Here is a 12,818-nt window from a genome sequence, read left to right on the forward strand (position 1 = left end):
TTTATGAAGAAGGGATGAATCATGTCTGAACTTAAATTGAAATTATCAGTCCTGCCCGTTGAACCCGGCTGCTACTTAATGAAAAACAGCGACGGTGAAATTATTTATGTGGGCAAGGCGAAAAACCTGCGGAACAGGGTGCGTTCGTACTTCACCGGCGCGCATGATGAGAAGACGATGCGGCTCGTGGCCGATATCGTCGATTTCGACTTTATCGTTACGCAGTCGGAAGTCGAATCGCTCCTCTTAGAAAATACATTAATTAAAAAACATCTGCCGAGATACAACATCCTGCTGAAAGATGATAAAAGCTATCCCTTCATTAAAATTACGAAGGAAAAACATCCTAAGCTGGTCGTCACGCGGACGGTAAAACCAAAAACCGGCAAGTTTTTCGGACCTTACCCGAACGCTTACAGCGCGCATGAAACGAAAAAGCTGCTGGATCGTATATATCCGCTCAGAAAATGCAACGTCATGCCGGATAAACTCTGTCTGTACTATCATATCGGCCAATGTCTCGGACCTTGTGTGTTTAACGTTACAGACGAACAAAACCAGAAGATGATAGACGGCATTACAAACTTTTTAAACGGCGAAACTGACGGGGTAATGGCAGAGCTGAAAGAAAAAATGCAGGCAGCTGCTGAAGAGCTTGAATTTGAGAAAGCGAAGGAATACCGGGATCTGATGGGGCATATTGAAAATACTATGCTGAAGCAGAACATGCTGACAGCCGATATGACGGCGCGCGACTGTTTCGGCTACTCAGTGGATAACGGATGGATGTCGGTCTCGGTGCTCTTTATCAGAAGCGGTAAATTAATAGAGAAAAAAGCGGAAATGTTCCCGATGAATGACTCAGCGGAGGAAGAGTTCTTTAGATTTATCGTACAGTTTTACGATTTGAATTCGAATCTGATGCCAAAAGAAGTGCATATTCCTAAAGAATTTAACGTCTCGCTGCTGGACGAAGCGCTGCCGGCAAAAGTGAAAGCACCGGCGCGCGGGGCAAAACGCGAAATGGTGGATCTTGCGATTAAAAATGCCGGCATCGCCATCGAAAATAAATTCGAAATGATTGCGCGCGATGAAGAGCGGACGATTAAAGCGATTGAGACCCTCGGCGACGTTATGAATATCGAAACACCGCGCCGCATTGAAGCGTTCGACAACTCAAATATTCAAGGCGTGGACCCGGTCAGCGTGATGGTGTCCTTTATCGACGGGAAACCTTCGAAGAAGGACTACCGCAAATATAAAATTAAAACGGTCAAAGGGCCGGATGACTATGCCTCCATGGCTGAAGCGGTCAGACGCCGCTACACGCGTGTCTTAAAAGAACGGCTGCCGCTTCCTGATCTGATTATCGTCGACGGGGGAGTCGGCCATATGAATACAGTTAAAGGGGTGCTCTTAAACGAACTGTCGCTCGATATTCCGGTGGCAGGTCTTGCGAAAAATGACAAACACTCGACGGCGGAACTGCTCTACGGGGATCCGGCGGAAATTGTCCCGATGAAAAAGAATTCGCAGAGTTTCTATCTACTCCAGCGGATTCAGGATGAAGTACACCGCTTTGCAATTTCATTTCACCGGAATACGCGCCGGAAAACGTCAATTGTGTCCCAGCTGGATAATATCGAAGGGGTCGGACCGACCCGGAAACGAAAGTTACTTTCAAAATTCGGTTCAATTAAAAGAATGAAAGAAAAGAATGTGAGCGACTTCACAGAGATAGGAATTCCGAAAAATGTAGCGGAAAATATAGTTGAGAAACTGAATGAACAGGCATAAGGCTGCGAATGTAAAAGAAAAGTGTAAAAGATTAAACGGTATCTTGATTTGTAAAATTATTACGGGTAAAATAAGAGTTAAAGTTTGTTGACAAATAGTTAGGGGGGTCTTTTGTGTCGAATCAAGATTCAGGTTTTTACATTCGCAGATTACATTCATTGCTCGGAGTTATTCCGCTGGGAGTCTTTTTAATCCAGCACTTGCTTGTTAACTTTACCGCTACATACAGTGAAGAAGCATTTAACTTCGCTGCAGGTATTATGGGTAACCTGCCGTTCGTTATTCTGCTTGAAATTTTCATCATTTACTTACCAATTCTGTTCCACGGTATCTACGGTATTTATATCGCTTTTACTGCTAAAAATAATGTGGGCAGATACGGAACATACCGCAACTGGATGTTCCTGCTTCAAAGAATTTCCGGTGTTGTGGCGTTTATCTTCATCGCGGTTCACGTTTACCAGACTCGTATTCAAGTCTTTTTAGGTGAAGAAGTAAACTTCCAGATGGTTGAACAGATTGTTGCAAATCCATTCTGGCTTGTATTCTGGATTGTCGGTGTGGTTGCAACGGTATTCCATTTTGCAAACGGTTTATGGACGTTCATGATTACATGGGGTATTACGCAGTCCGAAAAATCACAGCAGGTTATGAGCTACATTACAGTTTTAGTTTTCTTAGCAATTTCTACAATTGGAGTAATGGCAATTTTTGCGTTTGTATAAAAGGAGTGTAAATAATGGCGGATAATAAAGTAATCGTTGTCGGCGGGGGACTCGCAGGTTTGATGGCAACGATCAAAGCAGCAGAATCTGGTGCGAATATAGATCTATTTTCAATCGTTCCGGTTAAGCGTTCACACTCGGTGTGTGCACAAGGCGGAATTAACGGGGCAGTAAACACGAAAGGTGAAGGCGACTCACCGCTGATTCACTTTGACGATACTGTATACGGCGGAGACTTTTTAGCAAACCAGCCTCCGGTTAAGGCAATGACGGAAGCAGCGCCGAAGATTATCCATCTTCTTGACCGCATGGGTGTAATGTTCAACAGAACGCCTGAAGGTCTGCTTGACTTCAGACGTTTCGGCGGAACGCTTCACCACCGTACAGCTTACGCAGGTGCAACAACTGGCCAGCAGCTTCTGTATGCGCTCGATGAGCAGGTGAGAAGCTTTGAAGTTAAAGGACAGGTCGACAAGTACGAAGGATGGGAATTCCTCGGTGTTGTCGTGGACGATGAAGGCAAAGCACGCGGTATTACAGCTCAGGAAATTACAAGCGGTGAAATTAAAACCTTTAAAGCTGACGCTGTGATTATGGCTACAGGCGGCCCTGGTATTATCTTTGGTAAATCGACGAACTCGATGATCAACACAGGATCAGCGGCATCGATCGTTTATCAGCAGGGTGCAGTGTACGCAAACGGTGAATTCATTCAGATTCACCCGACAGCAATCCCGGGAGACGATAAACTCCGTCTGATGAGTGAATCAGCACGCGGAGAAGGCGGACGTGTCTGGACTTATAAAGACGGCAAGCCATGGTACTTCCTCGAAGAAAAATATCCGGACTACGGTAACCTCGTACCTCGCGATATCGCAACACGTGAAATCTTTGACGTGTGTGTGAACCAGAAACTCGGCATTAACGGCGAAAACATGGTTTATCTTGATTTATCACATAAAGATGCACATGAACTCGATGTAAAACTCGGCGGAATTATTGAAATCTACGAGAAATTTACAGGCGACGACCCGCGTAAAGTACCGATGAAGATCTTCCCGGCGGTACACTACTCGATGGGCGGTCTGTACGTGGACTACGATCAGATGACAACGATTCCAGGGCTGTTTGCAGCGGGCGAATGTGATTACTCGCAGCACGGCGGGAACCGCTTAGGTGCGAACTCACTGCTGTCAGCAATTTACGGCGGTATGGTTGCAGGACCGAAAGCGATGGAATACGTGAAGACACTTGAGACTTCCTACCAGGATCTTGATGAGTCGGTTTACGAGAGACACGCTCAGGCTGAGCAGGAGAAATTCGACAACATCCTTGCGATGGACGGTACGGAAAATGCTTATGTAATTCACAGAGAACTTGGTGAAATCATGACAGCTAACGTAACAGTAGTTCGTCATAACGATAAATTGCTTGAAACTGACAAGAAAATCTTAGAGTTAATGGAGCGCTACAAACAGATCAACATTAACGATACTAAGAAATGGAGTAACCAGGCGGCCTTCTTTACACGCCAGTTATGGAATATGCTTGTCCTTGCGCGCGTCATTACTATCGGCGCTTACAACAGAAACGAATCGCGCGGTGCACACTTCAAACCGGAATTCCCGGACCGCAACGACGAAGAATGGCTGAAAACAACTAAAGCACATTATGAAGGACCGGCTGAAGCACCGAGATTCGAATACGAAGACGTTGACGTGAGCCTGATTCCGCCGCGTATTCGTGACTATTCAACTAAACATTAGTAGAAGGGGATGGCTAAATAAAAATGAGTACTACAGCAACTGAAACAAAAACAATAAAGCTAAGTATCAAACGCCAGGAAAATCCGGAAACTAGCAGTTACTGGGAAGAGTTCGAAATTCCATACCGTCCGAATATGAATATCATCAGTGCACTTATGGAAATTCAAAGAAATCCGGTCAACGCAAAAGGTCAGAAAACAACACCGGTAACATGGGACGCGAGCTGTCTTGAAGAAGTCTGCGGCGCATGTTCAATGGTTATCAACGGTACGGCGCGCCAGTCATGTACTGCGCTCGTTGACCAGTATGAGCAGCCGATTAAATTAGAACCGATGAGCACCTTCCCTATAGTGAGAGACCTGCAGGTAGACCGTTCGTTCATGTTCGATAACTTAAAACGCGTCCAGGCTTGGGTGCCGATCGATGGTACATACGACCTTGGACCAGGACCTAGAATGCCTGAGAAAAAACGTCAGATCGCGTATGAATTATCTAAATGTATGTCTTGCGGCGTATGTTTAGAAGTTTGCCCGAACGTTAACAGCAAATCTAATTTCATGGGCGCAGCACCAATTTCACAGGTACGTCTGTTCAACCTTCACCCGACAGGCAGCATGACTAAGAACGAAAGACTAGATGCACTAATGGGTACAGGCGGCATCGCAGAATGCGGAATGGCTCAAAACTGTGTCGAAGCATGTCCAAAAGGTATTCCTTTAACGACATCAATCGCATCAATGCAGCGTGAAACAACATTCCACATGTTCAAATCATTCTTCGGAAGTGACCACGAAGTTAACTAATATTTATACTGGTAAGGCGAGACCCCCGCTGTTGCGGGGGTCTTTTTTGTTTGCGGAGTTTCTGCCCTTGTGATGAGCAGGGTCGTTGTTTTTATCGCCACCTTGCACGTTTTCGTCTTCATAATGAGCAAGATCATCGTTTTTATCGTCACCTTGCACGTTTTTGCCCTCATAATGAGCAAGGACATGATTTTTGTCGTCACCTTGCACGTTTTCGTCTTCATAATGAGCAAGGTCATCGTTTTTATCGTCACCTTGCACGTTTTTGCCCTCATAATGAGCAAGGACATGATTTTTGTCGTCACCTTGCACGTTTTCGTCTTCGTAATGAGCAAGGTCATTGTTTTTATCGTCTCTTTGCACGTTTTTGCTCTCGTAATGAGCAGGGTCGTCGTTTTTGTCGCCACCTTGCACAATTTTGTCTTCGTAATGAGCAAGGTTATCTTTTTTGTCGTCACCTTGCACGTTTCTGCATTAGTTATAAGGAAAACGAGCTCACTAATGCATTTCTAACCCCCAAACGCATTAGTATCGATAAAAATCGACAAACCAATGCGAAATCTCCCCATACGCCTGTATTTCTACACCAATTTGCGGTACTATTTTCATAAAGAACCACCTCATTCCAAACTAAGGGCGTGATGCCGCAATGATTATGAAATTAACTTACTCAATTATAGGTACGTCCATAACAGGGGCTCTGCTGATCATCTCGATACCTTTCTTATTCAACAATCCGATAGGAAATATCTTGTATTTTATAATTACAATTCCCGCAGCGGCCTTAATATTCTTCGCCGTTACGTCAATCAGAACCCGCCGCAAATTAGATGAAGAATTTAAGCAGAAGTTTCATTAAAGAGCAGACCGCGACGTCTGCTCTTATTCATTTTCACCATCCGCACCAAACGCATCCGCCCATCTTCCTATTTTTTTCTTTCGATTTACGTTATTATATTTATAAAGGATGTTTAAGGGGACTGGCTACTATGTATGATGAGCAGGAGACTAAATCAATTGAAAAATCGTTGCGCTACATCGCGTCGCATGTCCGGGTGAACGGCAGGGAAATTCTAAAACATCATGATATTTCGCCGCTCCAGTTTGTGGCGCTGCAGTGGGTGGGCGACAAGGACGGTATTACCATCGGCGAACTTGCGATGAGACTGTACCTTGCGCACTCGACGACGACGGATATTGTCGATAAACTCGAGAGCGGCAATTACGTGAGGCGTGACCGTTCCGATAAGGATAAACGCCTTGTGCTTGTGAGCATGGAGGAAAAAGGCAGGGAGATTATCCAGCAGGTCATCGATAAACGAATCGATTATATTGCGAAGATTACGGCGAACCTGGATGAAGCAGAGCGTAAAATACTGCCTGCAGCACTGGAGCATGTTCTCAGGGAAAGCGAGAGAATAACATATGAATAAACCGATAGGCATTATGGATTCGGGGGTCGGCGGACTGACGGTAATGAAGGAAATTATTCATGCCCTGCCGAGCGAGGAAGTGTATTATTTTGCGGACAGCCTGCACTGTCCGTATGGGCCGAAAAGTCAGGAAGATGTTAAACGCTACACGGCAGAGGCCGTGGAGTTTTTAATTAATAAAGGCGTCAAAGCCATCATTATCGCCTGCAATACGGCGACGGCGGCAGTGATGCCGGAGCTCCGCGATGAAATTGATATTCCGGTTTACGGGGTAATCAATCCGGGTTCCCTCGGTGCGCTCAGAAAGAGCGATAATAACGAAATCCTGCTTTTAGCGACCGAAGGGACGATAAAATCCGGCGCCTACGAGCAGGGCATTTTAAGTTTTGATCAGGATGTAAAAATTCATAAACTGGCCTGTCCGGAATTTGTGACGCTGATCGAGAGCCTGGATTATGAAAATCCGGATATTACAAGACGGACCGTGGCCGAAAAACTCGCGCCTTACAAAGAGATTAAGGCGGATACGGTCATCCTCGGGTGTACGCATTTCCCGATTATCGAAAAGTATATCGATGAGTTTTTTAAGGGAGAAAAGCATATTATCGATGCGGGATTTGAAACCGTGTCGGTTGCGCTGGTGCAGCTGCATAAGAAGAAACTGCTGACAGCGGATAACAAATCACCGGTCCATAAGATTTTTATCCACGGAGAGAACCAGCGTTTTGAAAAGGTAATGAACAGCTGGATTCCGAATATAAACTACAGCATGGAAAATATTTTATTACAGGAGAGTTATTAATGACAAAAATAGTTATAGCAAGCGGAAACCAGGGGAAAATTAACGACTTTAAAGCAATATTTGAAGGTTTCGAAGTTGTCGGTATCAAAGAATTATTACCGGAATTTGAAGTTGAAGAAACCGGTACGACTTTCAGAGAGAACGCGATTTTAAAATCCGAAGCAGCTAAAGAAGCATTAAACCTGCCGGTCGTGAGCGATGATTCGGGCCTTTCGGTGGAAGCGCTCGAGGGCAGACCGGGCGTATACTCTGCACGCTATTCAGGCGAAGGTGCGACAGATGAAAAGAACAATCAAAAACTGCTCGAAGAGCTGGAAGGCATCGACAACAGAGCTGCATATTTCACATGTGTGCTCGCTTTATCGATTCCGGGAGAAGAAACGCTTACTTATGAAGGCACTTTAGCTGGTGAAATTTTACATGAACCGCATGGTGATAAAGGCTTCGGCTACGATCCTCTGTTTAAAACGCTTAAAGGAATTTACCTCGGCGAGATTACTTCCGAAGAAAAAGGGGAAATCAGTCATAGAGGGAAAGCACTCGAAAAATTAATGAATGATACGAAAGCATTTGACAAGTTAAAAAAATAGGGGGGATTTACAGATGAGAGTTTTAGTCATTAGCGACAATCACAGTGAAAGAAATATTTTAACTGAAGTGTATGACACGGTAAAACCCGACGCGGCCATTCATCTCGGCGACAGTGAATTTCCATATGACGATCCGGAAATGGAAAAATTTCTGCGTGTTCTTGGCAATACTGACCGCGATGATACTTATCCTGAAACGGGACTTTTAGAAGAAGCAGGCATGTTTTATACGCACGGTCATCTGTTCGGCATTAAATCTGACCGTCGTACCCTCGCGGAAAAAGCAGCGGAAACAGGCGCGAAATATGCGCTGTACGGGCATTCCCATGTAGCTAAAATCGAGAAAATCAATGGCGTTTACGCGATAAACCCCGGCAGCATTACGTCTTCAAGAAATGAGTATCCGGAAAGCTATTTAGTCATCGACACGGATACACAAATCGCCTCGTACTACAGCCGGAAGCATAAGCTGATGGATGAATTTAACCTCGGCAGCTAAAAAAGGGGGATTTGCAGCATGAAAATCAAAATTAATGAAGACCTGGAACTGAAACAGGTTCAGGTAAATGAACGAAAAGAAATGTTTAACCTGATTGATGAGAACAGAGCCCAGCTTCGTGAATGGCTGCCCTGGGTGGACTTTATGAAGACGCCGGAGCAGTACGGACCGATTATCAAAGAGTGGATTGAAACGAACGATGCCCGGTCGGCCTTAACGCTCGGAGTGTATTATCAGGGAGAGCTCGCAGGCACTTGCGGTTTCAACACTATTGACGGACTGAGCAGGCGAGGTCAGATTGGCTACTGGCTCGCTGAAAAATATACTGGTACAGGAACGATGTCAAAAGCTGTAGAAGGATTAGTCAATTACGGCTTTCAGGAAATCGGTCTGCACCGGATAGAAATTATAGCGGGAACAGAAAATATAAAAAGCAGAAAAATTCCGGAACGGCTGAATTTTACCCAGGAAGCGGTTATGAAGGATTATGAATTTTTATACGACCATTACCATGACTGCGCGCTTTATCGTCTCTTAAAAACAGAGTGGTTAACGTAAAATTAACATTATATTAAAAAAACCAAAAAATGCATTGACTTTCACTATGCGCTCTGGTTATAATAACTATTGTGTTAATTAAGTCCTGGTAGCTCAGCTGGATAGAGCAATGCCCTTCTAAGGCATCGGTCGGGGGTTCGAATCCCTCCCAGGACGTCAATGTTTAGTAAGCTCCCGCATCGGAAAAGGTGCAGGAGCTTACTTTTTTATATGAATGTTAAAAGCGTAAATATACACTATCATTAATAATGGTGTATATTTTATGAGCAGCGGGTATGTACTTTCAGGTAGAGAAAGACGTCTAAAGACTGAAAAAAATGTACATAAGGATGATACAGAATATAGAGCTCAAAATGGAGTGAAAGTCTGTTATAATATAAATATTATTAAACTATGTCCCGGTAGCTCAGCTGGATAGAGCAGCGCCCTCCTAAGGCGCAGGCCGCGGGTTCGACTCCCGCCTGGGACGTTACTAAAACAGTTTGACAATGAATAGCCTGTGTTTTTCCATAAACTTATTTTTATACATGTGAAGTTATTCAAGCTAAGGGTTTTTATCTCTCCCTTGAATATTATCCGTGATTCGTCTACAATTACATCTCGAGAGACAACCGAATAACTTTGGGGAATGCTGTTTATTCGTGTCAGACGTGTGTCGTGCCGGTGATGATTTTACCGGCGGCACAATTAGGGGAGTGGAAAGTTTATTTCTGCTCTTGTTTAACCATATAAACATCTTAAAACTCTCTAAATGCTTTTAGAGAGTTTTTTTATTACCAGACAAATAGAAAGATTCACCCTGCGAGGAGATTATACATGAGTAAATTTGATGAACAGATATTAGTAGTAAAACGCGACACATTATTTAATGGAGAAGCGCATGCTTTTAACGGCTTTATTTCTAAAGACGACAACCGCTACAAGGAAATCGTGAAGTCATTCGGCAATTTTGAAGTGAAGCGCCGCGGCGATATGGAAGAGGATCCGAACTACAAGCAGCTGATCAGCTACTGCATTATTACCAGCAGTGACGAAACGCTTGTCTACAAACGTCTTGACGGCGGCGGCGAGGCGCGCCTACATGGTCTTCTTTCGATCGGGGTCGGCGGCCATATGAATGATGTGGAGTCTGAAGAGAATATCAACGGCAAGCTCCGCGTCAACGCTGCGCGCGAGCTTGAAGAGGAAGTCGGCTTGAGTGCTGACGACGTGAGAAACATTGAAATTCACGGCTTAATCAACGATGACGATAACGAAGTCGGCAAAGTTCATATCGGTCTCGTTTTAAAAATCGATGTTGAAAAAGATAAAATTATTAATAAAGAAGAAGACACCATTGCACTTGAATGGGTTAAAAACGATATCCTCGAAACGATGTCTCCGTACGAATCGTGGAGTGAACTGATTATCCGTGATGCTTATGGACAATAAGGTTGCGACACACCACAGATTTATTAAGAAGTTCGAACGCGATCTGAAAGCTTATTTTGATGCAGGTGATGACGCGCGTTTTCTGTCAACGTTTTCTAAGTACACGAATCTCGCAGAACCGTCAGAGCATGCTGAAGAGATGCTCTATGAAACGCTGCTCCGGTCGAAACGTCCGGGGGAGCTCGTTGATTATTCTCTTGAACAGATGAACAACGGCGACGGCAATTACGAAACGCATATGGTGTATATGCTGCAGGCGTTATCCGATATGGGCAATTACGAAGAGGTGCTGGAGTTTTCCGGCCACCTGCTCGAAGAGCCGATTCCTCAAAGTTTCCGCATCGATATTTTGTCCTTGAGACAAAATGCAGCCAACAAACTCCGCGGAATGCTGAGCGACCAGGAACCGGTCATTTCTAAAGAGGAATTCGATAAATTCAACCTGTTTCAGCAGCTTGAATTTGTGGAAAAGATTACGGCAGCGCACGATATAACCTATGCGAATCTCATAACGGAAGTTTTCAGCGAGATAAAACGCAACGAGCTTAAGACCGCTATGCTTTTATATTTGCGAAGCGTACGTTCTAATGGTACGCTAACCTTTGAGAAATGCGGTGTGAAGATGACGGTGCAGCCGGCAGAGCTCGGCAGTCTGGAAGAGTATTTTATCGTTAAGGATGTCCTGCCGAAGGTGCTGGATGAAGTTGAACAGTTCAACCCGTCCTTTACCGAGGCTGCGGCAGAGCTCCTTATGGGGCACGCGATATATATGTATCCGGTGCAGCCTGATTTTACGGCTGAAGCGGCAGTGAAAGCTTACTGTGAACGTATTGAAGAAATGCTCGGCATGCCCGAATCTTACGAAGCGGACGCTAAAGTCAAACACTGGCTCGGTGAAATCGAACGCGAGATCGCAGAGAATTCGCTGTAAATCAATCATTTGAATCAATATTTGTATGTGTTATAATATACAGGTTAATTGAAAAAAACGACTTAATGGAGGAAAATGTATTATGTCTCAAACATGGGAAAAACAAGAAGGTAACGAAGGAATTTTAACAATTACAATTCCAGCTGAAGAATTAAACACTGCTTTAGATGAAGCATTTAAAAAAGTTTCTAAGGACATTAACATGCCTGGATTCAGAAAAGGTAAAGTACCTCGTCAAATGTTTGAAAAACGTTTCGGTGTAGAATCTCTTTACCAGGATGCTTTAGACATTCTGTTGCCTGAAAACTACGCGAAAGCTGTTGACGAAGCTGGTATTACACCGGTTGCTCAGCCTGATGTGGATGTTGAACAGATTGAAAAAGGTAAAGATGTTATTCTTAAAGCAACTGTTACAGTTGAGCCTGAAGTTAAACTTGGCGAATACAAAAACCTTGAAGGTGAAGAAATCGATACTGACGTGACTGATGAAGAAGTTGATCACCAAATCGATCACATCCTGACTGAGTACTCTGATTTAGTTGTTAAAGAAGAAGGTACTGTTGAAGAAGGTGACATCGCTACTATCGACTTCCACGGATTCGTTGACGGCGAAGCTTTCGAAGGCGGACACGCTCACGACTACGAAATCGAAGTCGGTTCAAACTCATTTATCCCGGGCTTTGAAGAGCAGATGGTCGGCATGGAAATCGGCGAAGAGAAAGATATTAATGTTACTTTCCCTGAAGAGTACCACGCTGAAGAGTTAGCTGGTAAGGAAGCTGTATTCCAAGTTAAAGTGAACTCGCTTAAACAAAAAGAAACACCGGAATTAACAGACGAGTTCGTATCTGAACTTGAAAACCGCGACGCTAAAACTGTCGACGAGTTAAAAGCTGCCCTTAAAGATGAAGTGAAAGCTCAAAAAGAAAACGACTACGAAGTCACATTAAAAGAAAGCTTAGTAGCTAAAGCTGCTGACAACGCTGAGATCGATGTACCGGATGCAATGGTGGACACTGAAACTGACCGTATGCTTCAGGAATTCGAGCAGAACTTATCACAGCAGGGATTAAACCTCGAACTTTACACACAGCTGTCAGGTCAGGACGAAAATGCCCTCCGCGAACAGATGAAAGAAGATGCTCTGAAACGCGTACGTACTAACTTAACGTTAAGACAAATCGCTGAAGAGGAAAACATCGAAGTAACTGACGAAGATACAGATGCTGAACTCAGCCGTTTAGCTGAACAATTCGGTATGCCTTTAGATGATGTTAAGAAAGCACTTGGCGACGCTGAGATGCTTAAAGAAGATGTTAAAATCCAAAAAGCTTTAAACGTATTGGTAGACAACCGTAAAAAAGCTGAGTAATCTATTAATTGAACCACATACATGAAAAGCTCTGCACGTCTAGTGTAGAGCTTTTCATCAATATGCAGCTCAATTGATTTAAGATAGATTTTCTAGTATATTTTATTGGAA

13 protein-coding genes and 2 tRNA genes are annotated in these 12,818 nt (G+C 44.1%); 14 read left to right on the forward strand and 1 reads right to left on the reverse strand.

Annotated features, from left to right (window positions below; genetic code table 11):
- Window positions 1-21: 21 nt before the first annotated feature.
- The 4 genes from uvrC to sdhB all read left to right on the forward strand — a co-directional run bounded on the left by uvrC (window position 22) and on the right by sdhB (window position 5,091).
- Window positions 22-1,797 carry an excinuclease ABC subunit UvrC gene (gene uvrC, locus DFR63_RS02555; RefSeq protein WP_115884177.1) on the forward strand — a complete coding sequence of 592 codons (1,776 nt, stop codon included), beginning with the start codon at window positions 22-24 and terminating at the stop codon, window positions 1,795-1,797.
- A 113-nt stretch (window positions 1,798-1,910) separates the two neighbouring features.
- Window positions 1,911-2,522, forward strand: coding sequence for a succinate dehydrogenase cytochrome b558 subunit (locus DFR63_RS02560; protein WP_115884178.1), 612 nt, complete (start codon window positions 1,911-1,913; stop codon window positions 2,520-2,522).
- A gap of 14 nt (window positions 2,523-2,536) precedes the next feature.
- A complete protein-coding gene (gene sdhA, locus DFR63_RS02565) occupies window positions 2,537-4,288 on the forward strand; it encodes a succinate dehydrogenase flavoprotein subunit (RefSeq protein WP_115884179.1) in 1,752 nt (583 codons plus the stop codon).
- A gap of 23 nt (window positions 4,289-4,311) precedes the next feature.
- Window positions 4,312-5,091: a succinate dehydrogenase iron-sulfur subunit gene (gene sdhB, locus DFR63_RS02570; RefSeq protein WP_115884180.1), complete on the forward strand. Its 780-nt coding sequence runs from the start codon at window positions 4,312-4,314 to the stop codon at window positions 5,089-5,091.
- A 3-nt stretch (window positions 5,092-5,094) separates the two neighbouring features.
- On the opposite strand, the gene DFR63_RS02575 is transcribed toward sdhB, so the two are convergent.
- Entirely contained in the window at window positions 5,095-5,505 is a 411-nt protein-coding gene (locus tag DFR63_RS02575) for a hypothetical protein (RefSeq protein ID WP_162842261.1), read from the reverse strand.
- Between the two features lie 575 nt (window positions 5,506-6,080).
- Between DFR63_RS02575 and DFR63_RS02585 the strand changes: the two genes are divergently transcribed.
- The 10 genes from DFR63_RS02585 (at window position 6,081) to tig (ending at window position 12,707) form a co-directional block, all read left to right on the forward strand.
- Complete coding sequence (locus DFR63_RS02585; protein WP_115884183.1) at window positions 6,081-6,524, forward strand: MarR family winged helix-turn-helix transcriptional regulator; 444 nt, start codon at window positions 6,081-6,083, stop codon at window positions 6,522-6,524.
- Window positions 6,517-7,326 carry a glutamate racemase gene (murI, locus tag DFR63_RS02590; protein WP_115884184.1) on the forward strand — a complete coding sequence of 270 codons (810 nt, stop codon included), beginning with the start codon at window positions 6,517-6,519 and terminating at the stop codon, window positions 7,324-7,326. Before DFR63_RS02585 ends, murI begins: the two co-directional genes overlap by 8 nt.
- Window positions 7,326-7,916 (forward strand): XTP/dITP diphosphatase, encoded by a 591-nt coding sequence (locus DFR63_RS02595; RefSeq protein ID WP_115884185.1) that lies wholly within the window; start codon window positions 7,326-7,328, stop codon window positions 7,914-7,916. The genes murI and DFR63_RS02595 overlap by 1 nt, the downstream gene beginning before the upstream one ends.
- Window positions 7,917-7,929: 13 nt before the next feature.
- Entirely contained in the window at window positions 7,930-8,415 is a 486-nt protein-coding gene (locus DFR63_RS02600; protein ID WP_115884186.1) for a metallophosphoesterase family protein, read from the forward strand.
- An 18-nt stretch (window positions 8,416-8,433) separates the two neighbouring features.
- Window positions 8,434-8,973 carry a GNAT family N-acetyltransferase gene (locus tag DFR63_RS02605; protein WP_115884187.1) on the forward strand — a complete coding sequence of 180 codons (540 nt, stop codon included), beginning with the start codon at window positions 8,434-8,436 and terminating at the stop codon, window positions 8,971-8,973.
- An 82-nt stretch (window positions 8,974-9,055) separates the two neighbouring features.
- Window positions 9,056-9,129 (forward strand) — tRNA-Arg (locus DFR63_RS02610).
- 239 nt (window positions 9,130-9,368) lie between these two features.
- A tRNA-Arg gene (locus DFR63_RS02615) sits at window positions 9,369-9,442 on the forward strand.
- 347 nt (window positions 9,443-9,789) lie between these two features.
- Entirely contained in the window at window positions 9,790-10,404 is a 615-nt protein-coding gene (locus tag DFR63_RS02620; protein ID WP_115884188.1) for an NUDIX domain-containing protein, read from the forward strand.
- Complete coding sequence (locus DFR63_RS02625; RefSeq protein ID WP_162842262.1) at window positions 10,385-11,335, forward strand: hypothetical protein; 951 nt, start codon at window positions 10,385-10,387, stop codon at window positions 11,333-11,335. The genes DFR63_RS02620 and DFR63_RS02625 overlap by 20 nt, the downstream gene beginning before the upstream one ends.
- Window positions 11,336-11,417: 82 nt before the next feature.
- Window positions 11,418-12,707, forward strand: a complete 1,290-nt coding sequence (gene tig / locus DFR63_RS02630; RefSeq protein WP_115884190.1) for a trigger factor — start codon at window positions 11,418-11,420, stop codon at window positions 12,705-12,707.
- Window positions 12,708-12,818: the final 111 nt, after the last annotated feature.

Source organism: Jeotgalicoccus halotolerans (assembly GCF_003387165.1).
Lineage (GTDB): Bacteria > Bacillota > Bacilli > Staphylococcales > Salinicoccaceae > Jeotgalicoccus > Jeotgalicoccus halotolerans.

What these genes read in the sequence shown, in the direction of transcription:
- sdhB (WP_115884180.1), top strand. Translation starts at nt 4,312, where the DNA reads ATGAGTACTACAGCAACTGAAACAAAAACAATAAAGCTAAGTATCAAA.
- sdhA (WP_115884179.1), top strand. Translation starts at nt 2,537, where the DNA reads ATGGCGGATAATAAAGTAATCGTTGTCGGCGGGGGACTCGCAGGTTTG.
- murI (WP_115884184.1), top strand. Translation starts at nt 6,517, where the DNA reads ATGAATAAACCGATAGGCATTATGGATTCGGGGGTCGGCGGACTGACG.
- DFR63_RS02585 (WP_115884183.1), top strand. Translation starts at nt 6,081, where the DNA reads ATGTATGATGAGCAGGAGACTAAATCAATTGAAAAATCGTTGCGCTAC.
- tig (WP_115884190.1), top strand. Translation starts at nt 11,418, where the DNA reads ATGTCTCAAACATGGGAAAAACAAGAAGGTAACGAAGGAATTTTAACA.
- uvrC (WP_115884177.1), top strand. Translation starts at nt 22, where the DNA reads ATGTCTGAACTTAAATTGAAATTATCAGTCCTGCCCGTTGAACCCGGC.
- DFR63_RS02595 (WP_115884185.1), top strand. Translation starts at nt 7,326, where the DNA reads ATGACAAAAATAGTTATAGCAAGCGGAAACCAGGGGAAAATTAACGAC.
- DFR63_RS02605 (WP_115884187.1), top strand. Translation starts at nt 8,434, where the DNA reads ATGAAAATCAAAATTAATGAAGACCTGGAACTGAAACAGGTTCAGGTA.
- DFR63_RS02600 (WP_115884186.1), top strand. Translation starts at nt 7,930, where the DNA reads ATGAGAGTTTTAGTCATTAGCGACAATCACAGTGAAAGAAATATTTTA.
- DFR63_RS02620 (WP_115884188.1), top strand. Translation starts at nt 9,790, where the DNA reads ATGAGTAAATTTGATGAACAGATATTAGTAGTAAAACGCGACACATTA.